General features: G+C 67.6%; 28 protein-coding genes. 15 read left to right on the forward strand and 13 right to left on the reverse strand.

Annotated features, from left to right (window positions below; translation table 11 throughout):
• The first annotated feature begins 272 nt into the window (after positions 1-272).
• The 7 genes from J3P31_RS18080 (at position 273) to J3P31_RS18110 (ending at position 6,560) form a co-directional block, all read left to right on the forward strand.
• Positions 273-851 (forward strand): PEP-CTERM sorting domain-containing protein, encoded by a 579-nt coding sequence (locus tag J3P31_RS18080; RefSeq protein ID WP_210529916.1) that lies wholly within the window; start codon positions 273-275, stop codon positions 849-851.
• A 542-nt stretch (positions 852-1,393) separates the two neighbouring features.
• Positions 1,394-2,128, forward strand: coding sequence for a hypothetical protein (locus J3P31_RS18085; protein ID WP_210529917.1), 735 nt, complete (start codon positions 1,394-1,396; stop codon positions 2,126-2,128).
• 745 nt (positions 2,129-2,873) lie between these two features.
• Complete coding sequence (locus J3P31_RS18090; RefSeq protein WP_210529918.1) at positions 2,874-3,059, forward strand: hypothetical protein; 186 nt, start codon at positions 2,874-2,876, stop codon at positions 3,057-3,059.
• Entirely contained in the window at positions 3,056-3,322 is a 267-nt protein-coding gene (locus tag J3P31_RS18095) for a hypothetical protein (protein WP_210529919.1), read from the forward strand. Before J3P31_RS18090 ends, J3P31_RS18095 begins: the two co-directional genes overlap by 4 nt.
• 214 nt (positions 3,323-3,536) lie before the next feature.
• Positions 3,537-4,166, forward strand: a complete 630-nt coding sequence (locus tag J3P31_RS18100) for a phytase (protein WP_210529920.1) — start codon at positions 3,537-3,539, stop codon at positions 4,164-4,166.
• Between the two features lie 70 nt (positions 4,167-4,236).
• Positions 4,237-6,030, forward strand: coding sequence for an ABC transporter permease (locus tag J3P31_RS18105; RefSeq protein ID WP_210529921.1), 1,794 nt, complete (start codon positions 4,237-4,239; stop codon positions 6,028-6,030).
• Positions 5,928-6,560 (forward strand): PhoU domain-containing protein, encoded by a 633-nt coding sequence (locus J3P31_RS18110; RefSeq protein WP_368373110.1) that lies wholly within the window; start codon positions 5,928-5,930, stop codon positions 6,558-6,560. Before J3P31_RS18105 ends, J3P31_RS18110 begins: the two co-directional genes overlap by 103 nt.
• Before the next feature lie 337 nt (positions 6,561-6,897).
• Here the strand turns inward: J3P31_RS18110 and J3P31_RS18115 are convergent, their stop codons facing one another.
• The 7 genes from J3P31_RS18115 to J3P31_RS18145 all read right to left on the reverse strand — a co-directional run bounded on the left by J3P31_RS18115 (position 6,898) and on the right by J3P31_RS18145 (position 13,049).
• The gene (locus tag J3P31_RS18115; RefSeq protein WP_368373111.1) at positions 6,898-7,533 is read right to left on the reverse strand and encodes a class I SAM-dependent methyltransferase; all 636 of its coding nucleotides are present in this window, start codon (positions 7,531-7,533) and stop codon (positions 6,898-6,900) included.
• 41 nt (positions 7,534-7,574) lie between these two features.
• Positions 7,575-8,465 carry an NAD(P)/FAD-dependent oxidoreductase gene (locus tag J3P31_RS18120; RefSeq protein ID WP_210529924.1) on the reverse strand — a complete coding sequence of 297 codons (891 nt, stop codon included), beginning with the start codon at positions 8,463-8,465 and terminating at the stop codon, positions 7,575-7,577.
• Positions 8,455-8,910, reverse strand: a complete 456-nt coding sequence (locus J3P31_RS18125) for an RrF2 family transcriptional regulator (protein ID WP_210529925.1) — start codon at positions 8,908-8,910, stop codon at positions 8,455-8,457. Before J3P31_RS18125 ends, J3P31_RS18120 begins: the two co-directional genes overlap by 11 nt.
• 212 nt (positions 8,911-9,122) lie before the next feature.
• Positions 9,123-10,028 carry an alpha/beta fold hydrolase gene (locus J3P31_RS18130; RefSeq protein WP_210529926.1) on the reverse strand — a complete coding sequence of 302 codons (906 nt, stop codon included), beginning with the start codon at positions 10,026-10,028 and terminating at the stop codon, positions 9,123-9,125.
• Position 10,029: 1 nt separating this feature from the next.
• The gene (locus tag J3P31_RS18135; protein WP_210529927.1) at positions 10,030-11,538 is read right to left on the reverse strand and encodes a tripartite tricarboxylate transporter permease; all 1,509 of its coding nucleotides are present in this window, start codon (positions 11,536-11,538) and stop codon (positions 10,030-10,032) included.
• A 10-nt stretch (positions 11,539-11,548) separates the two neighbouring features.
• Positions 11,549-12,010 (reverse strand): tripartite tricarboxylate transporter TctB family protein, encoded by a 462-nt coding sequence (locus J3P31_RS18140; RefSeq protein WP_210529928.1) that lies wholly within the window; start codon positions 12,008-12,010, stop codon positions 11,549-11,551.
• Between the two features lie 61 nt (positions 12,011-12,071).
• Positions 12,072-13,049: a tripartite tricarboxylate transporter substrate binding protein BugD gene (locus J3P31_RS18145; RefSeq protein ID WP_210529929.1), complete on the reverse strand. Its 978-nt coding sequence runs from the start codon at positions 13,047-13,049 to the stop codon at positions 12,072-12,074.
• 503 nt (positions 13,050-13,552) lie between these two features.
• Here J3P31_RS18145 and J3P31_RS18150 point away from each other — a divergent pair.
• Positions 13,553-14,032 (forward strand): VOC family protein, encoded by a 480-nt coding sequence (locus J3P31_RS18150; RefSeq protein WP_210529930.1) that lies wholly within the window; start codon positions 13,553-13,555, stop codon positions 14,030-14,032.
• A gap of 251 nt (positions 14,033-14,283) precedes the next feature.
• On the opposite strand, the gene J3P31_RS18155 is transcribed toward J3P31_RS18150, so the two are convergent.
• Positions 14,284-15,270, reverse strand: a complete 987-nt coding sequence (locus J3P31_RS18155; protein ID WP_210529931.1) for a GlxA family transcriptional regulator — start codon at positions 15,268-15,270, stop codon at positions 14,284-14,286.
• Positions 15,271-15,457: 187 nt separating this feature from the next.
• Between J3P31_RS18155 and J3P31_RS18160 the strand changes: the two genes are divergently transcribed.
• The 3 genes from J3P31_RS18160 to J3P31_RS18170 all read left to right on the forward strand — a co-directional run bounded on the left by J3P31_RS18160 (position 15,458) and on the right by J3P31_RS18170 (position 17,858).
• Entirely contained in the window at positions 15,458-16,324 is an 867-nt protein-coding gene (locus tag J3P31_RS18160) for an alpha/beta hydrolase (protein WP_210529932.1), read from the forward strand.
• Between the two features lie 664 nt (positions 16,325-16,988).
• Complete coding sequence (locus J3P31_RS18165) at positions 16,989-17,315, forward strand: DoxX family protein (protein ID WP_210529933.1); 327 nt, start codon at positions 16,989-16,991, stop codon at positions 17,313-17,315.
• A 306-nt stretch (positions 17,316-17,621) separates the two neighbouring features.
• Positions 17,622-17,858 (forward strand): DUF6582 domain-containing protein, encoded by a 237-nt coding sequence (locus tag J3P31_RS18170; protein WP_210529934.1) that lies wholly within the window; start codon positions 17,622-17,624, stop codon positions 17,856-17,858.
• A gap of 53 nt (positions 17,859-17,911) precedes the next feature.
• On the opposite strand, the gene J3P31_RS18175 is transcribed toward J3P31_RS18170, so the two are convergent.
• Both J3P31_RS18175 and J3P31_RS18180 read right to left on the reverse strand, forming a co-directional pair.
• On the reverse strand, positions 17,912-18,859 hold the full coding sequence (locus J3P31_RS18175) for a DUF808 domain-containing protein (RefSeq protein WP_210529935.1): 948 nt from the start codon (positions 18,857-18,859) through the stop codon (positions 17,912-17,914).
• Between the two features lie 160 nt (positions 18,860-19,019).
• Entirely contained in the window at positions 19,020-19,340 is a 321-nt protein-coding gene (locus tag J3P31_RS18180) for a DMT family transporter (protein WP_210529936.1), read from the reverse strand.
• A gap of 154 nt (positions 19,341-19,494) precedes the next feature.
• Between J3P31_RS18180 and J3P31_RS18185 the strand changes: the two genes are divergently transcribed.
• Entirely contained in the window at positions 19,495-19,839 is a 345-nt protein-coding gene (locus J3P31_RS18185; protein WP_210529937.1) for a DMT family transporter, read from the forward strand.
• Positions 19,839-20,405 carry a TetR/AcrR family transcriptional regulator gene (locus J3P31_RS18190; protein WP_210529938.1) on the forward strand — a complete coding sequence of 189 codons (567 nt, stop codon included), beginning with the start codon at positions 19,839-19,841 and terminating at the stop codon, positions 20,403-20,405. The genes J3P31_RS18185 and J3P31_RS18190 overlap by 1 nt, the downstream gene beginning before the upstream one ends.
• 70 nt (positions 20,406-20,475) lie before the next feature.
• Here J3P31_RS18190 and J3P31_RS18195 read toward each other — a convergent pair whose 3' ends face one another.
• The gene (locus tag J3P31_RS18195; RefSeq protein ID WP_210529939.1) at positions 20,476-21,135 is read right to left on the reverse strand and encodes an NAD(P)-dependent oxidoreductase; all 660 of its coding nucleotides are present in this window, start codon (positions 21,133-21,135) and stop codon (positions 20,476-20,478) included.
• A gap of 70 nt (positions 21,136-21,205) precedes the next feature.
• On the reverse strand, positions 21,206-21,679 hold the full coding sequence (locus tag J3P31_RS18200) for an AtaL-like protein (RefSeq protein ID WP_210529940.1): 474 nt from the start codon (positions 21,677-21,679) through the stop codon (positions 21,206-21,208).
• 149 nt (positions 21,680-21,828) lie between these two features.
• On the opposite strand from J3P31_RS18200, the gene J3P31_RS18205 reads away from it, so the two are divergent.
• Positions 21,829-22,722: a LysR family transcriptional regulator gene (locus tag J3P31_RS18205; protein WP_210529941.1), complete on the forward strand. Its 894-nt coding sequence runs from the start codon at positions 21,829-21,831 to the stop codon at positions 22,720-22,722.
• 148 nt (positions 22,723-22,870) lie between these two features.
• On the opposite strand, the gene J3P31_RS18210 is transcribed toward J3P31_RS18205, so the two are convergent.
• Positions 22,871-23,971, reverse strand: coding sequence for an aldo/keto reductase (locus J3P31_RS18210; RefSeq protein WP_210529942.1), 1,101 nt, complete (start codon positions 23,969-23,971; stop codon positions 22,871-22,873).
• A 113-nt stretch (positions 23,972-24,084) separates the two neighbouring features.
• On the opposite strand from J3P31_RS18210, the gene J3P31_RS18215 reads away from it, so the two are divergent.
• Positions 24,085-24,972: a LysR family transcriptional regulator gene (locus tag J3P31_RS18215; protein ID WP_210529943.1), complete on the forward strand. Its 888-nt coding sequence runs from the start codon at positions 24,085-24,087 to the stop codon at positions 24,970-24,972.
• Positions 24,973-25,114: the final 142 nt, after the last annotated feature.

Genomic DNA, 25,114 nt, shown 5'->3' on the forward strand with positions numbered 1-25,114 from the left:
TGGAACGTGGCGATAATATGGCGCAGGCGCTGAGATCGAATGCCGCTGCCGAGCCTGTCTTGTTAACCTTTGGCGCCGATCCGATCCACCTCGGCCTGATCCTGCAAGGAGTGCTCGGCCATTCCACGCCTGAGCACATAAATACATGTGCGGGAATTACCTTGATTGCGCCGCAAAGCCGCCACCCGCGCCCTTCATGGCCCGCCTCGCTGAACCGTTCCAGCAACGGAAACGAGCGGATCAAAGAAAATAACAATCAAGGAAGGGACAAGATGCTGAAAGGACTTTGCGCAGTGAGCCTGGCGGCCGCTCTGGCGTTTCTGCCGCTCATGGCCTCGGCCGTGACGCTAAGCGATACCAACTCGATCGTGGTCGGCCAGTCGGTCGACCTCCGCCAGGACAGCGCCTGGCACTGGGACGCAAACTTCTCGCCCAAGGAGGCGGGGGCAACCTACACGTTCTTCTTCCACAACTCGGGCCGAAGGACGCGAACGCTGGACTTCGTGGCCAACGTCCGCCAACTCAGCGCCTACTTCAAGAACGGCGTGACCATCGCGTTCGATACCTACAAACTCTCGGCCAAGTCCACGGACCGCCAGAAGGGCCTCAGCACCGACGAGATGAACTACCTGACCTTCGCGGCCAACGAGACCAAGACGCTCACGATCACGTTCGGCTCCGTGGTCCGCTACTCTGGAACGACGGCCACCAACGCCATGGCCAACATCAACTTCGATGCCATCACGCCTTCGGCTTTCGCGCCCGACCCCGTGCCGCTGCCGGCCAGCAGCGGCCTGCTCGGCCTGGGGCTCATCGGCTTGATCGGGCTGCGCGGGCGTAGGCGGGCCTAAGCCGGCCGGCGGAACCGGGACGTTCAGCTCCCATGGGGCGGGCTTCCTGCCTGGGAAGTCAAAACGGGTCCTGCCGCCCCCGACAGCCATCGAGCGCCGCACCCGCCGCCGTGCGGCGCCGTTCATCATGGGCTCACGGACTGCGGCAAGGCTGTCGTGACCGCGTGCCCGGAACTGCGAGAGTTCTTGGCGACTGGTGCGACGTCGTTCCCCGAGGTCGCGTTTGACCGGTGTGGCCTCGCCGGTCAAAGCTTGCGGGCAGATGCGGGAACGACCGCGCCGACAACTCCAGATCGATCCCGGTCAGGCAAAGGCCGAAGAGGATCGGCACTCGACGCATGAAACCGCCCAGATGCAGCGCCGTGCCATATAAGCCGATGCTGGGATCGCTGATTTCTGATACGATCTGCCCACGAACATAGCCAACTGCGAACAACCTTTGCCGGGCCTGTGGAGGAGCAGGCCTGCCCGAGGATACATGTCCATCTTCTCTCAAGGGGGTGGGTGGGGGCTCCTCCGTGTTCCGAGGGAGGATCGTTAGCGTGTCGACTGATGACCAAGGAGCCGGAGCCGGGGGCTTTCCCGGCCTGAGTTTGACCACGGGTCGGCTGCCTGTCGGGCCCGTGGTCGTTGTCCCGTTCCAGTCCCGCTTTCTACGGGCCGTCGCGGCCCGCATGTCGGGGCCCGGGGGCTACTACAACCTCGGCAATGCTGTCGGACTCGCGGGTGGGCTCGCGCTCGCGACCTGGAACGCCACCGGGGTCACCGGCGCGGCCACGGCGGCGGCGGGCTACGTCGCGGGAAGCGGCAGCGCCCTGGCGCTCACGGGGGCCACGCTCGTCTTCTTCTGGAGCGGCGAGGTCTACCACCGTGCGTGGGCCGATCCATCTCGGCCGGATGCGGACCTGAATCGGCAGGGCGACCTCCTGTCCGCTGTCGGCGCCGTGGCCTTGGGCATCTCGCTCGCGCTCCTGGGCTTGCCGCTTCTGGCCGTCACGGCGGGCCTTCTTCATGCGTTGGGCAAGCTCGGCAGCGCACTGCACGGTCCTGGAACTTCGGCCTTCGGCTGGCCCAGTCGCTGGCCCGATCCATTCCGCAGTCTGGTTCTCTTGAGTCGAGGGCCGGCCACGCTCGTGGCAGCCTTGGCTTTGGCCACTGGTCTATCGGGCTCGGCATCCGGAGCGATGATGTCGGCGCTCCTTGGTCCGGGGGTTCTGCTTCTTTGCAACCTTCTCTGGGCCAAGGCCGACCTTCTGCTCTTCCGGCCTGCGGGCTGACTGAGGCAGGAGCCGGAACGATCCGGGTCAGGTCCGTGAGTGGCGCTCCGCTGGGTTGGAGCGGAAGATACGTCGGGATGCCCCTGTCGATGACGACGGGCCAGGGTGACCGCCATACGTTTGCCGGGCCAGAAGCTGGATGGACCGGCCCCCCGTTCCGTCCCGTACTCGCGAATGCGCGCCACCCTCGGCCCGCCTCGGTTGGTCCGTTACCCGGTCAAGATGCTGTGCAGATGAACTGTCATGGCTCCGGGATGGCCGATGTCGGGAAGGCCTGCCTTTTCCGGATAGCCTGAATCCCCTGTGGGGAGAAGCTTTGGGGGCCGTCCCGCTGACGCGAAGGATATCGATGCCCATTGCGAGTGTCGCCGAGTTCCCTTGGCACTTCGGGCCCCTGCACCCTGATATGCTGGGCCAACCCGGCGGCCTTCCCGCGTGACGGGGCTCCTCCTCTCGGCAGCCGTCTTCATGGATCGGGCCGGGCCGCAGCGTCGCCACGCGTGCAATGAATGGAGGAACCCTCTCACGGGCCGGCGTCGTCTGCTCTGCACAGGGACCGTAAGACAGGTACTCTTGGCGCATCATTGCAGGAGCAGAGACCCATCGGGGAGCAGTCCTGCCATTAACTCAGAGTTTTGCTTCCCGGATAACCCGGCTGAGTGCAGTCGGTCGCTGCACATATCTGCAGAAGGAAAGAGCCGTATCCGCGGTCAAGGGAGGATGGATGCAGGTGTGGTAGCGGGCCTTGCCCGGTAAGGGCGCGGCACTCGCGCTTGACGCGGCCTTTCTGGGGCTGGCGCCGATGGCGGGGATGGCGCAGGATTGGACCGTCAAGGGCGTCCTGGGGAGCGTCCAGACGCCCGTCCTGACCGAAGAAGATGCCGACGCGGACGCCGACGATCCGGCCCGTAGCTTTTCGTCGCCGGCGTGAAGAACGGCGGAGTCCGTGTCTTCGGGCTCGACGGAACTCTCAGGCAGACGCTCTTGCCGGTCGAGGATTCCCGTATCAACAACGTGGATCTTGTCTATGACGTGCCGATGACGGACGGCTCCGTGGCCGACCTGGTGATTGGAGCCGACCGCGGGCTCGACATCATCCGCTTCTACCGGATCGACCCCGCGGTCACCGAGCCCCTGACCGAGATCACGGATCTGGCTGCGACCCCGGAGGTTTCCGAGGCGGCAGGGCGATGACGGCGGGGCAGACCTGGACAACCCCGTCGAGGACCAGTCCACGGTCTACGGGCTTGCAGCTTGGCATGACCGGGCTACGGATGCCGTCTGGATCGTCGGCAGTCAGCGCCACGAATCCCGACTGCGGTTCTTCAAGCTGGTCGCTGGACCTGACGGCGTCACGGCCGTTCTCGACCATGCGTTCCAGGCTCCCGTGGAGCACAAGGGCCAGAACTTGCGTCAGGAGGACGACGACATCGTCGAAGCCGACTGGAGCCCACAGTTCGAGGGCATCGTGATCGACCGCGCCACAGGCACCGTATATGCCGGGCAGGAGGATGTGGGGATCTGGTCCGGCCCCGTCGCCGGCGGCGATCTCCAACTCGCCTACGAGACACGCGGCTCGCGCATGAGCTATGTCTGGAACCCCGAGAGCGTCATCACGCGCGATGTCGAGGGGCTGACCATCTACTACGCCGCGGACGGGACGCGCTATCTTCTCGCCTCCAGCCAGGGCAGCGCCCATGGCGAGGTGCCCGCCTTCCAGACTCCGCCCTACGGCGACAGCTTTGTCGTCTTCGAGGTCGGCGGGGGCGGCCTGGACCTCAAGGGCGCCTTCCGTGTCGAGACCTCGGGCGACATGGACGCCGTGCAGGAGAGCGATGGCGCCGACGTGATCTCCGTGGCGCTGCCCGGGTTCCCGAGTGGGGTCTTCATCACCCAGGACGGCTATGCGGGCGACCTCGACGACCTCAGTGGTGAGACCGCCTCGACGGGCTTCAAGTACGTGGACTGGTCCGCCATCGCGCAAAGCTTCGACCCGCCCTTGAAGGTCACGCCGGAAGGCTGGGACCCCCGGAGCTGAGGCGGAGGCGCCGCCCGGCCACCCATTCAGGGCCGGACGGCATCCCATCGAGCGGAGAGGAGGCCGCAACATGGAAGCAGCGAGCGATCTACGTCTGACGCCGGGCGGGGTGGACCGCATCCCTTGGCACATGCGCCTGCGCTACCGGATGCGCGTCGCAAGCCGCGAGCCCACGACCCTCATCGGGCTTCTGCTGGCCGCGCTCTTTGCCGTCCTCATCGTGGTTCCCATCGTTTCGATCCTGCTCGACGCCGTCCAGACGCAGTTCGGAGACGAGAGACGCACGGCCACGGACGTGGGCGGCTGGACCGGCTACTACCTGCACCGGACCTTTGCCGCGCCCGTGGCGCGGGATCTGTTCTGGGAGCCGCTCCTCAACACGATCACGGTCGCTCTGGGCGCCATCGCGGTGGCCGTCGTCCTGGGCACGAGCCTCGCCTGGCTGGTCACCCGAACCGACATGTGGGGCCGGCGCTGGTTCGCCACCGCCCTGATCGTTCCCTACATGCTGCCCGCCTGGACCTTCGCGCTGGCCTGGACGACGATCTTCAAGAACCGCACCGTGGGCGGCGGGCAGGGGTGGCTCGAGGCGCTGGGCGTCTCGCCGCCGGACTGGCTTGCCTATGGCCGTGTGCCGATCGTCATCATCCTGGCGCTGCACTACACGCCCTTCGTCGTCCTCCTGTTCGGGAGCGCGCTCCGCCGCTTCGACAGCCAGCTCGAGGACTCCGCCCGCATCCTCGGGGCCGGGAGCGGACGCATCGCCTGGGCCATCATCCTGCCGCTCATGCGCCCCGCGCTCCTTTCGAGCACCATCCTGATCTTTGCCAAGTGCCTGGGCGAGTTCGGCGTGCCGTATGTCCTCGGCCTGCCGGTCAACTTCGACCTGCTGTCGACATCGCTCTACCAGAGCATCGCGTCGCGGCAGACCGGCGTGGCCGGGGTCCTGGCGGCGGTCATCATGGCCATTGGCATCCTGTCCTTGCTGGTGGACGCCCTCCTCGTCCGCGAGGCCAGGCGCTTCGTCACCGTGGGCTCCAAGGGCTCCATGAACAGGTTGAGCCGGCTCGGGCGGATGCGGCCGGTGGCGACCGGGTTCTGCGGCCTGGTGTTCCTCGTCAGCGTCGGCCTGCCGGTGCTGACGCTGGCCCTGTCCACGGTCATGCGGGTGCCCGGACGTTTCGCCTGGAGCAACTTCACGCTCGACTACTGGGTCGGCACGGACCTCGAGACACTCGCGCTGCGGCGCGGGATCCTGCTCACGCCCGACCTCTGGGAGGCGGCCTGGAACACGCTCCGCATCGTGGGCCTCGGCGTCTCTGACCTCTGGGCTCCTGGGGCGCCTCGTGGGCGATGTGGTCGTGCGGACGCCGCTCCGGCCCCTGTCAATCTTCCTCCGGCAGGTGACGTTCTTCCCTTGCCTGGTACCCGGCATCGCCTTTGCCGCGGCCGACTTCGCGCTCTTCACCGTCCCGCACGGGCCGCTCCCGGCGCTGTATGGGACGGTCGCCATCCTGATCCTCGCCTTGATCGCCGATCAGATGCCGTATGCCTCCCGGGCGGGCATCTCGGCCATGATGCAGCTCGGCAAAGAACCCGACGAGGAGGCGCCGTCGACTGCACTGCCGAACGGTTCATGCCAAATCCGCGACCGGGCGGCTCCGCTGCCTCCCTCTGGACGAGGCCACGCTCGCTACGCCCGCCCTTCCGCAGGCCGGGCCCGCGCGCAATGCGCTCCGGATCGGCGACACGGTTGCGGCGATGCTGGAAAGCCATCTCGCCGCGCTCCAGGCCGACAGCCCCGAAGCGCGGCGAGCGATCTTGGCGCTCGATGATCAGGCGGACGCGATGCTCGGAGGGGTGAAGCTCTACCTCGCCCGCCTCAATGCCGGACCGTTGAGCGAGGTCGAGCGTCGGCGCAGCGACGAGATCATGTCCTACTCCATCAACCTCGAGCATGTGGGGGACATCCTCGTTCGCGACCTGGCCGGCATGGCTGAGAAGAAGACGGTTCGCCAGATCCGCTTCTCCGAGGCCGGCGAAGGCGAGATCGTCGAATTCTACCGCAAGACCATCGCCAACCTGGAGCTGGCGCAGTCCGTGTTCCTGAGCCGTGATGTCGGATTGGCGCGTCGGCTTGCCGAGGTCAAGATCGAGGTGCGCCGCATCGAGGAGCGGTCGCAGCGGCCGCACCTCGAGCGGTTGCAAGCCGGGCAGCCCGGAATCTTGGTCTCGAGCTCGCTTCACCTTGATATCCTCCGTGACCTCAAGCGGGTGAATGCGCACATCGCCTCCGCTGCCAACCCGATCCTCTGGAAGACGGGTGAACTCGGCGAAAGCCGGGTCACGTCCGTCCGCGAAGGCCGCTCTGACCAGATCGACGCGGGCCGATGATGGAATGCAACGGCGTGTCGGCCGATCGCTAGGCGGCTTGGCCGTGGAGGGCCGGCTCAGGATGGGCCTTCGATCAGCTGACCCGTTTCCACGGCCCGGGTCAGGTCCCCTCCCAGCAGGTGGGTTCGCCCCGGGCTGGATTCCGCGTCCTGAGTGCGGCGCGGAACTGGATTGCAGTGGCACGGGTCGGCAGCCGGACATTCTTCTTCGGCGATAGCGGCCAGCATCGGGCGGACTGATGGACGCTCCTGCGTGATCGGCGGCCCTCAGGCCGTCGACCTTGGGCCGCTACCGCGGTCCCAGAACCCCTGCGGTCCGCCATGTGCTTCGTGGGCGGTCAGGATCTGGTGCAGACCCATCCCTTGAACGTGAAGGCCGCGTAGAACAGCTCGATATCCGAAAAGCCTGCGCCCCGCAGAAGGGCCACGTCTTCATCGGGCGACAGGACGGGCAGGCGTTCCTTCATGGCGGCCGTGTTCGTCGCAGGCCCGCCCGACGCATCGGCGAACGCGGCAAAGCGCGCAAGCCACCGGTCCATGTCCGCACCTGCATGGGGAAAGCTGTGATGCGCGACCACCAGGGGAGCCCCGGGCGCAAGCCGCCGGTGGATTTCCATAAGGGTTCGGAGCCTTTCGGGCGCAGGCAGGAAGTGCAGGGTGAGAAGGCAAGTCGCCCCATCGAACGGCCCGATGGGGGCGTCCTGAATGTAGCCCTGATGCAGGTTCACGCGGGCACCCAGGGGGCCCAGCGCAGTTCGCGCCCGGGCCAGCATCTCGGGCGAAGGGTCGACGCCGTCAAAGCGCCAGCGGGGCTGCATCTCGGCCATGGCCTTCAGTTCGAGTCCCCCTCCCGCACCGAGGACAAGGACATGCCCATCGGCCGGAACCCGTTCCGCCAAGAGCAGTCCGGCCATCCGGTGCATGTGCGCCAGGCCGGGCACCAGGCGTGCCGACGTCTCTGCATAGGATCGCACGGCGTGCGGGTCCGCGAAGGGCAATGAAGCCGGCCCGGCCGTCATGACCCTGGCCAGACAAGCGAGCGGTGAATCTGGATGCCAGCCAGGGCGCCGTGACCCACGGCAAGCGACACCGAGTGCGGGACCGACGCGACGTCTCCGCAGGCGAAAACGCCGGGCACCGAGGTTTCCTGGGCCGCGCTGGTCCGAATCTGGAGACCCATGGGCGTCTCGTCCAGACGGCATCCCATCTCGGCGGGCAAGGGACTGGAGGGGGCGCACCGGGGGGCGGTGAACAGGCCGGCGAAGGACCGGCGCAGCCCACCGGAGAGAAGAACAACCGCTTCGCCGTCGATCCGGTCGATGGCGCTCTCATCGATCTCGACGCCCTTGTCCTGCAACGCCTGGCGCCCCGCCGGATCCAGATCCAGAACGCTATTGGTCAGGAAGGTGACGTCGCCCCATTCGGTCAGCAACTCGGCCTGATGCACGGACATCGGTCCTGTCGCGATCACGCCGATGCGGCCCCCGTTCAGCTCATAGCCATGGCAGTAAGGACAGTGGAACACTGTCCGGCCCCATCGTTCTGCGAGGCCCGGGATCTCGGGCAACTGATCCGACACCCCCGTCGCCAGAAGGATGCGACGGCCCTCGTGCACCTGTCCGTCGTCCGTGCTGACGGTGAACTCGTCGCGCCGTCCCGAGGCTGCCACGGCCCGTCCCTCGACCCAGGTCAGGGTCTGGTAGGCCTCGAGCTGCCGGCGCGCGGTCCGTGCAATCCCGGCCGGATCTGCCCCATCCTGCCCCAGGAAGCCGTGCGAGTGCCGGGCAAAACGATTGCGCTGCTGGCCTGCGTCGATCACCAGCACGGACCGGCGGGCCCGGAGGAGCTGGAGCGAAGCCGCCATCCCGGCATAGCTGCCCCCGATCGCGATCACGTCAAACGGCATGGCCGGTCCTCGTGGCTCGCCGGTCCGCATGCCGGCGTGCAAAGTCGACTGCCAGATCGGCGAGGGTGATGGCCCCGAAACGCCCAAGCAGGAGGGCTTCAGCCTCTGCGAATGAGCTGTCGAGGGCCGCGTTCACCGTCTGCTCGACCAGGCAGGTTGGCATCTCGTTGCGGTGCCCCAGAGCAAAGATCGCAGGTTCGCCCAGAACCTCGTGCAACTGGCGCAAGGTGACGGTGGACAGGTCCGTCGCGAGGCGCCAACCGCCGCCATGGCCGCGATCCGCCGCCACAAGACCCGCATTCCGCAAGAGGCCCATCGTGCGCCGGACGACGACGGGATTGGTGCCAAGGCACTTCGCGAGGGCATCGGACGTCATGGGGCCATCGTGCTCGGCCATGTGGAGGAGCACGTGGAGGACGGAGGAGAGGCGGCTATCTCGGTTCATGTAACTGTTGATGATACGAAATAGGGCGGGGGTCAAGGCCAAGCTGTCGTCTCGCGCTCGACCGCCCGGGCGCCGCTCCACTTTCGGCCAGCGCCTTCAGCATCAGCCCGCCGCCGGGCGGCGGGGGTTACAGCGTGGATCGGGCCGCCATGGTGTCGGTGCCGCGTCTTCGTTGCCGATCCGCCGCTCCTGACCATGAGGCTGCTGGACGACTAGGCCTGGTCTGACGAGGCGAAGAAGTCGGCAAATGCGGCTGCCACGTCGTCGGGGCACTCCTCGGCCAGGTAGTGACCCGCGGGCACCGGGCGGCCGCGGACGTCCTCGGCCCGTTCACGCCAGAGCGCCAGCACGTCGAAACAACGCTCGACCACGCCGAACTCGCCCCAGAGAGCCAAAAGCGGCTGAGTGACCTTTCGCCCGCCATCCTCGTCGTCATGCCGCAGGTCGATGGTGGCCGCCGCGCGATAGTCCTCGCAGGACGCCGCAATGACGGCTGGGTCCCGGAACGCTTCGAGATAGGCATCAAGAGCCCGCGAGTCGAAGATGTCGAGGCCACGCTCCCCGCACTTCGTGCGCCAGAACCCATCCGGGTCCGCGGCGATCATCGTTTCGGGCAGGGGGGCGGGCTGGATCAGGAAGAACCAGTGCCAGTAGGCGCGGGCGAAGGCTTCGGTGGTGTGCCGGTACATCTCGCGCGTGGGGGCGATGTCGAGCAGGGCGAACCGGATCACCCGGTCCCCGTGGTCGAGCGCCATACGATGCGCCACCCGGGCGCCGCGATCGTGGGCGCCCACCATCCATCGTTCGTAGCCCAAGCGGCGCATCGCCTCCACCAGTGCAGTGGCCATCGCACGCTTCGAGTGCCCTTCGTGGTCCGGCGTCACCGGCGGCCGATAGCTCGCGCCGTAGCCGGGCAGGTCGGCGCAGACCAGCGTGAACCTCTCGACCAGGCGGTTTGCCACCTTGTGCCAGAGGTGATGTGTCTGCGGATAGCCGTGCAGGAGGAGGAGGGGCGGACCCTCGCCTCCGACACGGGCGCGGATCGATCCCGAGGTCGTCGGCACGTCCGCGAGCCGGAAGCCGGGAAAGAGATCGTCCGTGGGCTCCAGCTCCCGCATCTCAGTCCCCCTCGACGAAGACCTCCTCGCGCTTTCGTCGGACACGGGGGAGGAGCATGACCGCAATGACCATGACTGTCAGGACGAGAAGGCTGGCGCTGATGGGCCGTGTGAGGAAGACGGACGGATCGCCACGCCCCAGGATCATGGCACGGCGCAGGTTCTCCTCCAGCAGCGGGCCGAGGACGAACCCCAGCAGGAGCGGCGCGGGTTCGCAGCGAAGTTTGAGAAAGGCGTAGCCCAGCAGCCCGAAGAAGGCGACTGTGAAAAGGTCGAAGACGTTTCCCTTGACCGAATAGACCCCGATCGAGCTGAAGGCGATGATGATCGGAAAGAGCAGATGATACGGCACCTTGAGCAGCTTCACCCAGATCCCGATCAGCGGGAGGTTCAGCACGATCAGCATGAGGTTGCCGATCCACATGGAGGTGATGATGCCCCAGAACAGATCGGGCTGCTCGGTCGCCACGTTGGGGCCCGGCACGATGCCCTGGATGATCATGGCACCGACCATCAGCGCCATGACCGGGTTCGCCGGGATGCCCAGCGTCAGGAGCGGGATGAACGAGGTCTGGGCGCCCGCGTTGTTGGCCGACTCCGGTCCTGCCACGCCGGCGACGGCGCCGCGCCCGAACTCCTCGGGCGTCTTGGAAAGGCGCTTCTCGATCGTGTAGGAGCCGAAGGAGGCCAGCACCGCTCCGCCCCCTGGCAGGATCCCCAGCGCCGAGCCCAGGATGGTCCCGCGCAGCATCGGCGCGACCATACGTTTGAGGTCCTCGCGCGACGGCCAGAGTCCGCCCAGCGACTGCCCGAGGACGGTGCGGTCCGCCTCTCCGCCTTCGAGGTTCCGCAGGATCTCGGCGATGCCGAAGACGCCCACGGCGAGGCCCACGAAGCTGAGCCCGTCCGCCAGTTCGGGCCGGCCCAAGGTGAACCGTGGATCGCCCGTGTAGATGTCGGTGCCCACGAGCCCGAGAAGCAGCCCGAGTACCACCATGGCCAGCGCCTTGAGGAAGCTCCCATGCGCCAGGGCCACGGCGCTCACCAGCCCGAGCACCATGAGCGAAAAGTACTCCGCCGCCCCGAACTCGAGCGCGATGGCGGTCAGCGGCGGGGCGAACAGGGCCACGAGCACCGTCGCGACCGTCCCCGCGAAGAACGACCCGAGCGCCGCGACTGCGAGCGCCGTGCCCGCCTTGCCCCGCCGCGCCATCTGGTAGCCGTCGATGGCCGTGACGGCCGAGGAGGACTCGCCCGGCATGTTGATGAGGATTGCGGTGGTCGAGCCGCCGTACTGTGCGCCGTAGTAGATCCCCGCCAGCATGATGAGCGAGGAGACGGGCTCCAGCTCGAAGGTGATGGGCAGGAGCATGGCGATGGTCGCGGTGGCCCCGATCCCAGGAAGGACGCCGATCAGCGTCCCCAGGATCACCCCGATCAGGCAGAACAGGAGGTTCTCGGGCGAGGCCGCGGTGGCGAAGCCGAGGCCAAGGTTCGACAGGAGGTCCACGATGCGCGCCTCAGACGGGGAGCCAGGGGCCAAATCGCCGGAACGGCAGGCCCAGGGCGTAGGAGAACACGAGGGTGGAGAACACCGTGACGGCAAGGGCCAGCACCACTGCCTGCCAGGGCCGCATCCTTGGCGATGCGAACGCGGCCAGCAGCGTGGCCAGGAAGATCGCAGGAACGAAGCCCAGCCCGCGCACGGTCAGCCCGAAGAGGATCGGAGCGGGCAGCAGGAACAGCATTCCCCGCCACGCCAGCGCCGTCACCGGCTCGGGCGCCGTGCGCAGCGCCGAGAGGAGGATCAGCACGCCAAGGAGCAGGAGCACGGACGCCAGCACCAGCGGCGCGTAGCCCGGCCCCATGCGGAAGGCGGTGCCGATGTCGAGGCGAAGCAGCGAGGACAGGCCGAAGAACAGGCCGAATGCGATGAACACAATGCCCGCGAGGGCGTCTGTCGGGTCGAAGCTCTTGCGCATGACGTGGTTTCCGCCGGCTGGAAAAGGGACGGGCTCCGGATCGCTCCGAAGCCCGCAACGCTTAGTCGGCGTAGACGCCGGCCTCCTCGATCACCGGACGCCAGCGCTCGATCTCCCCGGACAGCTTCGCCTGGAGTGCGGTCGGGGTGGCATCCTCGGCGGGCGAGGGCGCGGTGCCGAGTTCCCCGAGTTGCGAGGCCACGTCAGGATCGGCCAGCGCCGTCTGCAGTGCCGTGGACAACCGGTCGATGGCCTCCTGCGGGGTGCCTGCGGGTGCGTAGATGCCGTGCCAGACCGAGACCTCCATGCCGGGCAGGCCCGCCTCGGCCACGGTGGGAAGGTCCGGGAGGATGTCGAGCCGCTCGGGCGTGGTCACGGCATAGGCCTTGATGGTGCCGCCCTTGATCTGCTCGGTCGTGTTGGTGGTCTGGTCGCACATGATGTCGATCTGCCCGCCCACGAGCTCGGTCATGGCGGGGCCGGTGCCCCTGTAGGGAACGGTCACGATCGGCGCATCCACGGCCTGCATGAAGAGCATCCCGCAGAGATGCGAGGCCGCCCCGATCCCGGCGTTCGCCATGGTGACCGTGTCGGCGTTGTCCTTGACGTACTGGATGAACGAAGCCGCGTCCGCGGGCTCGAAGTCCGCCCGCGCCACGATCGTCATCGGCACCTCGGTCACGAGGCCCACGGGCGCGAAGTCGGCGACCGGATCGAAGGCGAGGTTGCGGTAGAGCGTCGGCGCCGTGGCCATGCCGATATGATGGAGCAGGATCGTATAGCCGTCGGCCTCGGCATCGGCGACCTGCTGCGCGCCCAGAGTTCCGCCCGCGCCCCCCACGTTCTCCACAAGGATCTGCTGGCCCAGGTCCTCGGACATCCTTTCGGCGATGAGGCGCCCCACGGTGTCGGTTGGTCCCCCCGCAGCGAACGGCACGACCATGGTGATCTGGCGCTCCGGGTAGCCCTGGGCCAACGCCGAGGTGGCCCACAGGACTGCGACGGCCGTAAGGCCCGCGGTGCGCTGAATGAGATGCATTCCAGATCCCCTCCCTGTTTTGTTGGTGCACGAGGCGCCTCCTCCAAGGTCGCCGTCGCAGCTTCGCGCCATGCGGCAACGAATACGAGCCACGTAGGTTGAAGTCGCGATGGCGCCAGTGACGAGGCCTGGCGTCCCGTCCGCTCGTGGCCGGGAGGGCTTGGGCCGGTGTTCCCGCCAGGCCAGCAGGTTGCCGCGCAGGCGGCCCGTCGGACTCTGCGCGAGGGCTCGATCCTCATGCGCCGCCGCGGATCGGCATGGGGCCTGCCACGAAGGATCGCGCCGAGAGCTTCTCCTGCTGGCTGCATGGCGGTCGGACGTGATAGGCTCTGTTCACGCAAAGCGCTCCGGGTCCGAGCCTGTCGAACCCGAAGGCAGGGCATCGCCGGCCGCGAGGGATGTGCCGCGACGGCGTGCGCCGTGCCGCGGATCGGGGCCGGTGCCGTCCTGCGGCAACGGACGGAGCAGCGGGGCGCTGAGGTCGACACAGGGGAGCACAAGCCATGACGGCCGCCAAGAACACGATCTGCCTTTGGTATGACAAGGACGCCGAGGCGGCAGCCACCTTCTACGCCCGGACCTTTCCCGACAGCGCGGTCGGCGCCGTCCATCGCGCGCCCAGCGACTTTCCCGGTGGCAAGGCCGGCGACGTGCTCACGGTCGAGTTCACGGTGCTGGGCATCCCCTGCCTGGGGCTCAATGGCGGGCCGGCGTTCCACCACACCGAAGCCTTCTCGTTCCAGGTCGCAACGGACGATCAGGAGGAGACCGACCGTTACTGGGATGCCATCGTCGGCAACGGTGGCCAGGAAAGCGCGTGCGGTTGGTGCAAGGACCGCTGGGGCCTGAACTGGCAGATCACGCCGCGCGTGCTGACCGAAGCCCTGGCGGCTGGCGGCGACGAGGCGCGGCGCGCCTTCGAGGCCATGATGGAGATGCGCAAGATCGACGTGGCGGCGATCGCGGCGGCGCGGCGCGGGTGACCCTGCCGCCCGTTGATCGTCAGGAACGTTTCAGGATCGGAGGGCCTGGCAGCCGTGCTCCTGAAAGGACCCCTAGACGCGACATCCACGCCTGATTGGGACGACCTGGCCAGCCTGTCTGACGGCCGCAGCGCGTCGTCGGGACAGAGCCTGCACATGGCTGGCGGCCGTTTCCGGGAGGCGCTCCGACGCTGCTAGAGCGATTGTTCCGGGTCGCATAGGCTGAGTGGCACGAGGGGGTGCCGCCTCCTTCACCCCGCGATGCCTCCGACAGACTTTTGCCGATACGTGCCTGGCGCCACGCCCGAGCTACGCCGGAAGGCCCGAGAGAACGCGCTCACGTCCGCATAGCCAAGGCTGGCCGCGATCTGCTGCAGGGGCATGGTTCCCGCCTCCAGAAGCTCGCGGGCACGTGCCAGCCGCACGGCGCGGCAGTACTCCACCGGGGTCATCCCCGTTGCGGCCGCGAAGCGACGCAGAAGCGTGCGCCGCTCCAGCCCGGCGGCTGCGGCGACCAAGGCCAGATCGATGCCTTGCCCATCCCTGATGTGGATGAATTCCTGTGCCTTGATGACCGCGAGGTCGCCATGGGTAGTCCGGGGCGTGAATCCGGCAAAGTGCGGCTCTTCGCTGGCGAACGGGTCGAACCGGATGAACCGTGCCGTCTCCGTCCGAACCGCACCCCCCAGAAGTCTCTCGATCAGGATCAGCCCGACATCCACCCAGGCCATGAAGCCGCCGGCCGTCAGCAGGTCACCATGCTCGATCATCCGTGCTTCGGTGTCGACCGTGACCTTCGGATAGGTCTCGACCAGCGCCCGTGCGCAACGCCGATGCGTCGAAACGATCCGCCCGTCCAGAAGACCCGTCCCGGCGATCAGGAAGACGCCGGAGCAGACGGCCACCAGCCGGACCCCCTGCGCGTGCTGGCGTTGCAGCCAATCCGCGATCCGGGTGCAGGTGTCCGGGTCGGGCAGGCGCGACAAGGTCGGAGGAAGGATCAGGATCCCGGGCCGGGAGGTGGCCTGGGGCTCGCTGCGGTACACGCACAGGATGTTGCGGTGCTGGTCAGGGCTCCAATGGGTAACCTGGAGAGGTGGTTCGTCCTCCTGCCGACCTTCTGAGGCAAGCCGGCTGGCGATGAGCAGGATGTCGGTGAGCCCGTGCACCGCCGCCATCTGCGCGCCGGGGTAGACGAGGATCCCGATCTCGCTGGCAGCTCCTCCGACCCTCATCATTGTCACTTCCGGTCATGACTTTGACGCTGCCCGTCATATCAGGAAAAAGATGCGGCCGCTATGACACCTGCATCATTCGCCGCGGCCCCAGGGCGGCAACCCGCCGCGGCGGCGGCATTCGGCCCGGTTGTCGCGCTGTGCGGCAGACTGGTGCGCTGCGCGACATCCACGGAAGGGAGCCAGATCCATGCAGGAGGAAGACTTCACCAGCCAGGGCGACATGCGGATCCACATGCGATCCTGGTTGCCCCAGGCGCGCCCGCGGGCCGTCGTCGTCATCTGCCACGGCGTGAACTCGCATGGCGGGCAGCACGCCTGGACGGCCGAGCAGCTCGTCTCGCATGGCTTCGCCGTCTTCGCCGTGGACCTGAGGGGCCGCGGCCAGTCCGAAGGGCCTCGGTTCTACGTCGAAGATATCACCGAATACGTGGCCGATCTTCGCGGGCTCATCCTCATCGCCAAGGAGCGCCACCCCGGCCTGCCGGTCTACCTGCTCGGCCACAGCGCCGGTGGGGTCGTCGCCTGCACCTATGTCCTCGATCATCAGGATGAAATCGATAGCCTGATCTGTGAAAGCTTCGCCTTCCAGGTGCCGGCCCCCGGCTTCGTCCTGTCGGCGATCAAGGGGCTCAGCCATATCGCGCCCCGACTGGGCGTGCTCAGGCTGCAGATGAAGGACTTCACCCGCGACCCCGTGGCCCTCGCCGCGCTCGCGGCCGATCCCCTGACCAGCGACGAGGCGCAACCGGCCGCCACCGTGGCCGCGCTGGTTCGCGCCGATGAACGGCTCCATGACTCGTTCGGACAGATCACCCTTCCGGTCCTCATCCTGCATGGAACCGAGGACAAGGCGACCGTGTGCCGGGGAAGCGAGTATTTTCACGAGCACGCAGGCTCCGCCGACAAGACGCTGAGGCTTTATGAGGGCCACGTCCACGATCTCCTGAACGATCTGGGCAAGGAGGAGGTCCTTGCCGACATCGTCAGCTGGATCGAGGCCCGGCTGCCGGCGTCAGCCGGTTTGCAGCACAGGGATGCCACCGCGGCCGAGTGACCGGGCAGGGATCGCGATCACTCCGACCGCCGGGGCTCTCGTGCGCTCGGGCGTGGTCGGCGTGCTCGAACAGGAGGCGGGCGTCAGGGTTGGCGGCCTGCGCCCGATCCTGCCTCGGGTCTGGACGGGACCCGTCGCAGGCCCGGAGTCGTTCAGAAGTGGACCGGCGCTGGCGGACGGTTGCAAGCTCCGGAGCGACAGCCGAGGTGACCGTCATGCGCACCTTGCAGCGGCTCATCCTGCTCCTTTCGGCCGTGCTCGCCATGGCCTGTCCAAGCTCGGGGCAGGCGGCATGGCCAGGGCGGCTGCATCCTCCGCCCCGTGTGACAGCCGACCGCTCTGGAAGGTCAGTGTGGCCGGTGACGCGCAGGCCACCGTCCTGCCACGCGGAAAGGCTCCGGTGGATGCGCTATGTGAACTGAGACTGGTCCAGGCGGTCGCGCCGGGGCTGTCCGTTTTGCCGGACCAAAAGGCGATGCTGTTCGCAACTGTCCGGGTGCAAGGCGCGGGGCGCTCGCCCCCGGGGCTCGACCGCCCACCAAAGATGCTGGGAGCATGACCGCGCCTCGCACGGCCTGACGTCACTCACCCCCAAGTTCCCCAGGCCTGGCTGCAAGGCGCGCCGCGTACGTCGTGGCCTGCGCAGCGACGTGGACTATGGCCCTTGCTAGACACAATCAGGGCGAACACCACGTCTCGTGGCACCCCCATCATCCCCGCCCTTCACGGGCTTTACTCGCGGCTGGACCGGCCGGCGCGAACGCTCCTTCGGGTGGTCTGCGGCCTGACTCTCGTCACGCATGGCTTTCCCGCGATCATGAACCCCTTCGACGCCATCGGCATGGTCGAGCGGCTTGGCTTCTACCCGGGCGTCCTTTGGTCGCCGCTCCCTGCGGCCACCGAGTTCTTCGGAGGTCTGTTCCTGGCGGTCGACGTTCTGACCCTCCCGGCCGTGCTTGCGGCGACGGTGTTGCTGCTCGCCACGGTTTGACTCCACTGGGTCACCCAGGGCCAGGGCTATGCAGGGGCCGAGATGTCGATCCTGTGGGCCGCGGCGACGCTGTTCTTCGCCGTCCGCGGAGCCAGCGCCCTGTCGGTCGACGCACAGCTTGGCCGAATGCTCTAGGCAAACACCGGGGACATGAGAACTGCCGGGGACCACGCATGGTTGCCGGCAGCCCTGAGCCTGCGACTAGGTCCGGCCCGGGGCCCCGGGTTGCTCGCGTTCGGGGGCGGCGGCTCGGACCTGAACCTGGGACGATCCAGTACGTTGAATCGCCAACGACGGAGGTGTGACATGGCGAAGCTGTCCGAAGCCGAACGCGATGCGCTGCCCGACAGCGCCTTTGCCTTCCCCAGGCAGCGCAAGGAGCCGATCCCTGACCGCGGTCACGTCCTTAGTGCGATCCGCCTGTTCAAGCAGGTGGAGGACGTGACCGACCCGGAGCGTGACGAGGCTTGGAAGCGGATCAAGGCCGCGGCCAGGAAGTTCGGCGTCGAGGTCGAGCACGAGGACTGGCGCGAGATGACATAGCTGAAGCGTCGCGCGGAACGCCCGGGGGCCGGTCTCGACCCTGGGCTCCGTTCCTAGTGGGCGTGGGACTTCCCTGGCCTGACAAGCGCCAGACCCCCAAGGATGACCGCGCCGACCACGAAACCGATGACACCGCTGGCCAGGGCCGTGACCAGCCAGTTCAGCGCCGCCTCGACGGGAGGGATCAGCGAGGCCAGCGAATGGGCCAGGTCGTGGACCAGATGTTCGGGCCCGTGCCAGCCGAACTCTGCCAGGCCGTGGACCAGGATTCCACCACCCACCCAGAGCATGGCGATGGTGCCGACGACGCTCAGAAGAGAAAGGAAGGCCGGCATGCCCCGGACAAGGCCGCGCCCGATGACGCGTGATACGCCGATCCGGCTGCGGGCCATGGCGGCCCCGACGTCGTCGGCCTTTACGATGATCGCCACGGCGCCATAGACGACCGCCGTGATCGCGATCCCCACGATTGCCAGGGTGATGGCGCGGGTCAGGAGGTCAGGGGCTTCGATCGTCGCCAGTGCGATGGCCATGATCTCCGCGGACAGGATGACGTCGGTGCGGATCGCGCCTCGCACCTTCTCGTCCTCGAGGGCCTCGCTCGACAGGAGCTTCTCGACATGGGCTTCGGCCGTCTCATCGTGTGGCCGGATCAGGTGGACCAGCTTCTCGGCGCCCTCGTAGCAAAGATAGAGGCCGCCCAGCATCAAGAGGGGCGTGATCGCCCAAGGAAGAAACGCGCTGAGCAGCAGGGCCGCCGGCAGGAGGAACAGGAGCTTGTTGCGCAGGCTCCCCATGGCGATGCGCGCAATGATCGAAAGCTCGCGGTTCGCGGCAAAGCCGACGACATAGCGGGGCGTCACGGCCGCGTCGTCGACGACGATCCCGGCGGCCTTGCTCCCGGCCTTCACCGTCTGCGCCGCGACATCGTCCAGCGTGGCGGCTGCCACCTTGGCGATGGCTGCCACGTCGTCCAGCAGCGCGAATAAACCCGAGGCCATCTGTTCTTCCTTCGTCGTGGTGTTCCAGAGCGAGCTATGATCGCCAGCCGCGTTGCGCCAGTCCCAGCGTGCGAGCGCCAAATCCCGACGGCGGAACTCATCGTCAGGGCGCCACAAGACACCCAGATCGTGCGAGCCCGCACGGCCTGCGGACAGGGATTCAGATCGGTGTGGACACCTTCATCAGCACGAGTCCGGAAACGATCAGGCCCGCCGCGGCCAAGCGCGGCAGGTTGACCGTCTCGCCCAGCAGCATGGTTCCGACCAGGAACGACCCTACTGCGCCGATGCCGGTCCAGATCGTGTAGGCCGTCCCCAGCGGCAGCGTCCGCATTGCGACCGCCAGAAGGCTGAAGCTGCCCATCATGGTCGCAGCCATGATTGCCGTGGGAGCCAGACGCGTGAAACCGTGAGACTGCTTCATCGCGAACGCCCAGACGACCTCGAGGAGGCCAGCGGCGATCAGATAAACCCAGGCCATGTCACCCTCCTTCAGGGCCAGGCCGTCCTGGTCATCAGTGCCCGCAACGGGAGAGGTCGTCCTCCATGTCTAAACTAATGACGTTTCCGGCGTTGTAAAGATACCTTTCGGTAGGTATCTTTCAGGGACCCTGCTGCGGCGAAAGGATTTCCCTGTGAGCCCCACTCTTGCTGCTTACTGTGCGCTGGGTCTGGCCATCGTGTCCGAGGTGATTGGCTCGTCCTTCCTCCAGAAGTCCGAGCAGTTCACCAAGCTTCTTCCGTCCCTCGCGGTGCTGGTCTTCTACGCCGCCGCCTTCGTCCTGCTGTCGCAGGCGCTCAAGGCGCTGCCGCTCGGCGTGGCTTATGCCATCTGGGCCGGGGTGGGCATCGTGCTGACGGCCGGGATCGGCGTCGTGGTGTTCCGGCAGTCCCTCGATGGCGCAGCTCTGCTCGGGATCGCTCTCATTGTCGCGGGCGTGGTGGTCATGCAGGCTTTTTCCAGCACGGTGTCGCACTGATGGCCAGCCCTGCCTATGCCCGCAAGAAGCAGCCGGAGGCGGTCCGGCGCGCGTTGCTCGATGCGGCGGCCCGGATCGCCGTGGAGCAGGGGGCGCCTGGGATCACCGTTCAAGCCGTGGCCGAGGCGGCCGGAGTGACCAAGGGTGGGCTGTTCCACCATTTCCCGAACAAGCAGGCCCTGATCGAGGCCATGTTCGCCGACGTGCTGGAGCAGCTCGACCGCGAGATCGACGCCCACATGGCGCAGGATCAGGACCCGCATGGGCCGTTCAGCCGGGCCTATGTGGAGACCCTGCTCGTGGGCGAGAGGTTCGGAGTCGGCTCTCCCTTCGACGCGCTCTCGGTCGCGGTGCTGGCCGAGCCGTCCCTCGGGGACCTCTGGGCGACGTGGCTTCGGGATCGGTTGGTCCGGCACCAGGACACGGACGCCGATCCGATGCTGGAGGTTGTCCGGCTTGCAACCGACGGGGCGTGGCTGAACCACGTGATCCAGCGGACGGAACGGCCCAGGCTGGAGGGCCTGCGAGAGCAGTTGCTGAACCTGACCCGTCAGGCAGCGCCCTGAGCTGAACGGTTGGCCGATCCTTCCAGCCCGGCTTCGGAATGTAGTGTGGTGGGGCTCGTTCCGGCGCAGTTCACCACGTGACCAATGGCGCCATGCGCAGCCAGGTGCCGGTGCTCAAATGATCCAGGATGAAGGCCGCGACGTCGGCGCGCGAGACGGTCCCGCCGTGAACCCCGGAAAGGTCGGTCAGGGCGCGCACCGTGCCCCGGGCTGGCCTGTCGTTCAGGACGGTCGGTCGGACGATGGTCCAGTCGAGCCCGCTTTGCCGGATGATGGCTTCTTGCCGGTCCTTGTCGGCGTAGACATGGCGGAGGAGCAGGGGAAAGATCAGGCGGTCGAACAGGACGCCGCCGTGCCCCCGGCTGTCCCCGGCGCCGATCCCGGTGATGACGACCAGCCGGTGCACCTGCTCGGCCTTCATGGCGCTCACCAGCTTGCGTGTCGCTGTCGACAGAAGGGTCACCTCCCGGAACGGGCTGGCCGGTGTGCCGAGGGCGCTGACCACCGCATCCTGCCCCCTGAGGGCGTTGCGCAAGGCCGCCTCATCTCGGGCATCGTCGATGACGAGCCGTGCCCCCGTCAGGTCACGGCCCTTTTCGAGGGAGCGCACCAGGGCGGTGACTTCATATCCCCGGGCGACTGCCTGGGCGACGATGAGGCGTCCAGTCCCTCCGGTGGCGCCGAGGACGAGGATCTTGGGCGAGGTCGTGCGAATGTCGTTGGTGTCCATGATTGTTTCCTTCGATCGAGGGGACCCCTCCCGTGGGGGAGGCTGTTCCGCCGGTGGCGTTGATGAAGGATCAGAGCCGGCCTTGGGCCAGCAGCTCGCGGGTCCGTTTCAGGGTCGAGATCAGGGCGCTGCGGTACCCCTTGTCGCTGGACAGCAGCGCCTGCTCGGCCTGCTCCTCCGGTCCGTCGGGTTCTTGGCCGCGCAGGCCGAGGTAGCCGTAGAATCGAAGCTGGAGCGTGCCGGTGGCGTCCTCGACGAGTTCGTTGATGATGGCGCCTTCGCGCGGGCCGGTGGCCTGGAAGAACGTGACCTTGCGCCCGGGCTCGAAGGTGATGATCTCGCGCAGGTCCTGGCCACCGATCGTGGCGTCGCGCACGATGTGCGTCCCGCTGTCCTCCACCACGTCGCAGCGGGTGCAGAGGCCGGGCGGAAGGAAAAGGCGGGCATCGCGGGCCTTGAGGACCAGGCTTTGCCAAGCTTGTTCGCGGGTCAGCGGGGTCTCGCCTTCGGGGTTAACGGCAACGGTTGCGGTGGCGTAGATCATGGCGATGTTCCTTGGGGTGGGATGGTCTTGAGGGGCTGGAGCGCGGGGAACCCGCTCCGGGTCTGGTCGAAGGACAAGACGGAAGATATCGACCCATAGGCGCGCCAGTAGACCCGGAATCTGGACGCGACGTCTCAGAGGTGGAACAGATGGATCTGCTGGCGCTCGCCGACTTCAACCTCGTTGCCCGGCATGGCGGCTTCGGGCGGGCTGCCCGCGCCGCGGGCCGTCCCAAGGCCACCCTGTCCCGCCGCGTGGCGGAGCTGGAAGGCAGCCTCGGCCTGCGCCTGTTCGAGCGGGGGACGCGTGCGTTGAAGCTGACCCAGGAAGGGCGGGCGCTCCACGAACGCACGGCTGCGCTGCTGACCGAGCTGGACGAAACCGCGGCGGCGATCGCGTCAGGCGGCGACAGGCCGCGCGGGCGGCTCCGGATCAGCGCGCCGCTGCTCTTTTCGCAGGTCGCCATGGGCAAGCTCGCCGCCGAGTTCGCGATGAAGCACCCCGAGGTTCGTCTGGAGGTCACGACCGAGGACCGCGCCGTCGACAGGGTGGAGGAGGGCTATGACCTCGTGATCCGGGTCAATCCCGATCCGGACGAGAGCCTTGTCGGGCGCGTCTTCCTGCGCGACCGGCTGGTCGTGGTGGCAAATCCTCACCTGACCCGGCCGGCGGACGGCCAATCCATCCCGGCGGTCGTGCGGAGCGGCGGCACGCCGGTCGTGGCCTGGGACGTCAGCACCTCATCGGGGCGGACGCGCCTCGCCGCCGAGCCGGTCCTTGGTCTTTCGTCGCTCATCATGGTGCGGGACGCGGTCCGGGTGGGGGCCGGGGCCGCTTGCCTGCCGGTGTCCCTCGTGGCCCAGGATCTCGCCGCCGGGCGGCTGGTCGTTTGGGGCAATGTCGAAGGCCCGGACATCACCCTCTGGACGCTCTTCCCGTCACGACGTCTGCTCAGCGCGAGGGTCGCGGCGTTCCTCGACCATCTCAAGCAGGCGTTCCCGCAAGGGACTCCCGACGAACTGGCCGCTTATGTCGGGGCTTGAGGGGGCGTGTCGTGCCCCCCATCCACATTCCAATGCAGCAGCTGTCGCTGATGGCTGGGGCAGCCGCGCCGGCCCTATCGGTCCCTCAGTCCTAATAGGCAGTTCCAGGCATTGGAGCGCAGGCGGCAGGGACCTGCTGCCTGGCCACTCAGCTGGCTGCCCAGGGGTCGACGGATTGCCCTCCGAAGATCACCTCCCGAGGCAACTGGAAGATGAAATAAGGATTGAGCGAGGGCGGCGCGCTGACTGCGTCCAGTCGGCCCAACTGGTCGGCGTTGAGCTCAAGCTGCAGGGCAGCCATGTTGTTCATCAGCTGGTCCCGCCGGCTCGCGCCGAGGAGAAGCGAGGTCATGGCGGGGCGGTTGAGCACCCAAGCCAGCGCCACTTGCGCCGGCGGGACGCCAATCTCGTCCGCGATCTCGCGGACCGCGTCGACGATGCCGAAGTTCCTCTCGGTGAACAGCATGCCGCCATAGGGGTTGTCGCCGCTCAGACGGTCGCGGGGCTGACCGTCGTCGGTCGTGGCGCGGTCGGGGAGGGCGCTTGCCCGACCGGCCTCGGCCAGCATCTCGCGCCCATATTTACCGGTCAGGAGGCCACCGGCGAGCGGACTCCAGGGCATGAGCCCGAGGCCGAACTCCTGGGCCATGGGAAGGAGATCCAGCTCCACACCGCGCTCGACCAGGGACCAGGCGTTCTGGAGTCCGATCGGCCCCGGCAGCCCATGCGCAGCGGCGAGCGTCGCCACCTTGGCCACGTACCAGGACGGCGTGTTCGAGAACCCGTAGTACAGGATCTCGCCCCGCGCCACGGCACCCGCGAGCGTCCGCAGCACCTCCTCGGCCGGGGTGGTGCGGTCCCAGACATGAACCCAGTAAAGGTCGATCCGGTCGGTGCCGAGCCGCCGCAGCGAGCCCTCGATGCCCCGCCGGATATTGAACGCGCCATTGCCACCATGCATCGGGTGCCCTTGCGACCGCGGGAAGCCGGACTTGGTCGAGACCACGAGCCGGTCGCGCATTCCGCTATCCGCGAGGAAGCGGCCCAGCATCGCCTCGCTCTCGCCGCCACTGTAGACGTCGGCCGTGTCGAGGAGGTTGCCCCCGGCTTCCACATACGTGTCGAAGATCGCGCGCGCCTCCGGCTCGTCGCTGCCCCAACGGCCTGCGCCGAAGGTCATCGTGCCCAGGGCCAGGGGGCTGACGATCAGGCCCGAGCGGCCGAACGTGCGATAGTCCGTCATCTTCATTGAACGTCTCCGTCATCATCGCCACTCCGGTGGCTTGGGACGGAAGGGTAGGGGCGGTCAGGGGCGGCGATTAGCCGTTCCCAGCAGCATGAGCTTGTGAGACATTCTCAAGAATGTCCCGGCAGCCCTTCAACGATCTGGCGGCCTTCGCCGCGGTGGCGCGCGCGCGCAGCTTCACGGTCGCGGCGGCTCAACTTGGCCTGTCGCCCTCGGCCCTCAGCCACGCCATGCGGGCCCTGGAGGAGCGGCTCGGCGTGAGGCTTCTGGCCCGGACGACCCGATCGGTCGCTCCGACCGAAGCTGGAGCCGCCTTGCTGGAACGGCTTGGCCCGGCGCTCGATCAGATCGAGGACGGGCTGCTGGCCCTCACGGACTGGCGCGACGACCCCGCCGGTGTCGTCCGCCTGACGACATTCCACTGGATCGCTTCCACGCTCTTGGCCGAGCGGCTGCCTCTCTTCCTGGCCCGGCATCCGGAAATCCGGATCGAAGTCAACGTGGACGACGGGCTCACGGACATCGTCGCCTCGGGCTTCGACGCCGGCATCCGGCTGGGCGAGACCATCGAGAAGGACATGATCGCCGTCCGGATCGGCCCGCCGCTGCGCGCCCTTGTCGTCGCCACGCCCGAATACTGGAAGCTGCACGGCAAGCCAGGTCATCCCCGTGACCTGCAACGATACCGCTGCATCGGCTATCGGCACCTGTCGAGCGGGGCGCTCATGCCCTGGGATTTCGAGAAGGACGGACGGGCGCTTCGGCAGCAGGTGACGGGGCCGCTCGTGTGCAACTCGTCCGACCTCGCGCTGGCCAACGTGCGGGCCGGGCAAGGCGTCGGATGGCACATGGAGCAGGACGTGGCGGCCGACATCGCCGCGGGCCAACTCGAGCAGGTGCTCGACGACTGGAGCCAGCCCTTTCCAGGGGCATTCCTCTACCATCCGAGCCGGCGACAGGTTCCGCCGCCGCTGCGCGCGCTAATCGACTTCCTCAGGGCCTGAGGAGGCGGCGTCGCGGCGCGGGCCCGAGAGAAGCAAACGTGCAAGAGCGTCTCCCGGTCGCCGCATGGCGTCGGCGCGCCCTGTTCCAGCCAGACCGGCCCGAGACGGTCGCGGGCACGGCCGGGCCAGCGGGCTTGGCCGC

It is taken from the genome of Rubellimicrobium arenae (assembly GCF_017916275.1).
Classification (GTDB): domain Bacteria; phylum Pseudomonadota; class Alphaproteobacteria; order Rhodobacterales; family Rhodobacteraceae; genus Rubellimicrobium; species Rubellimicrobium arenae.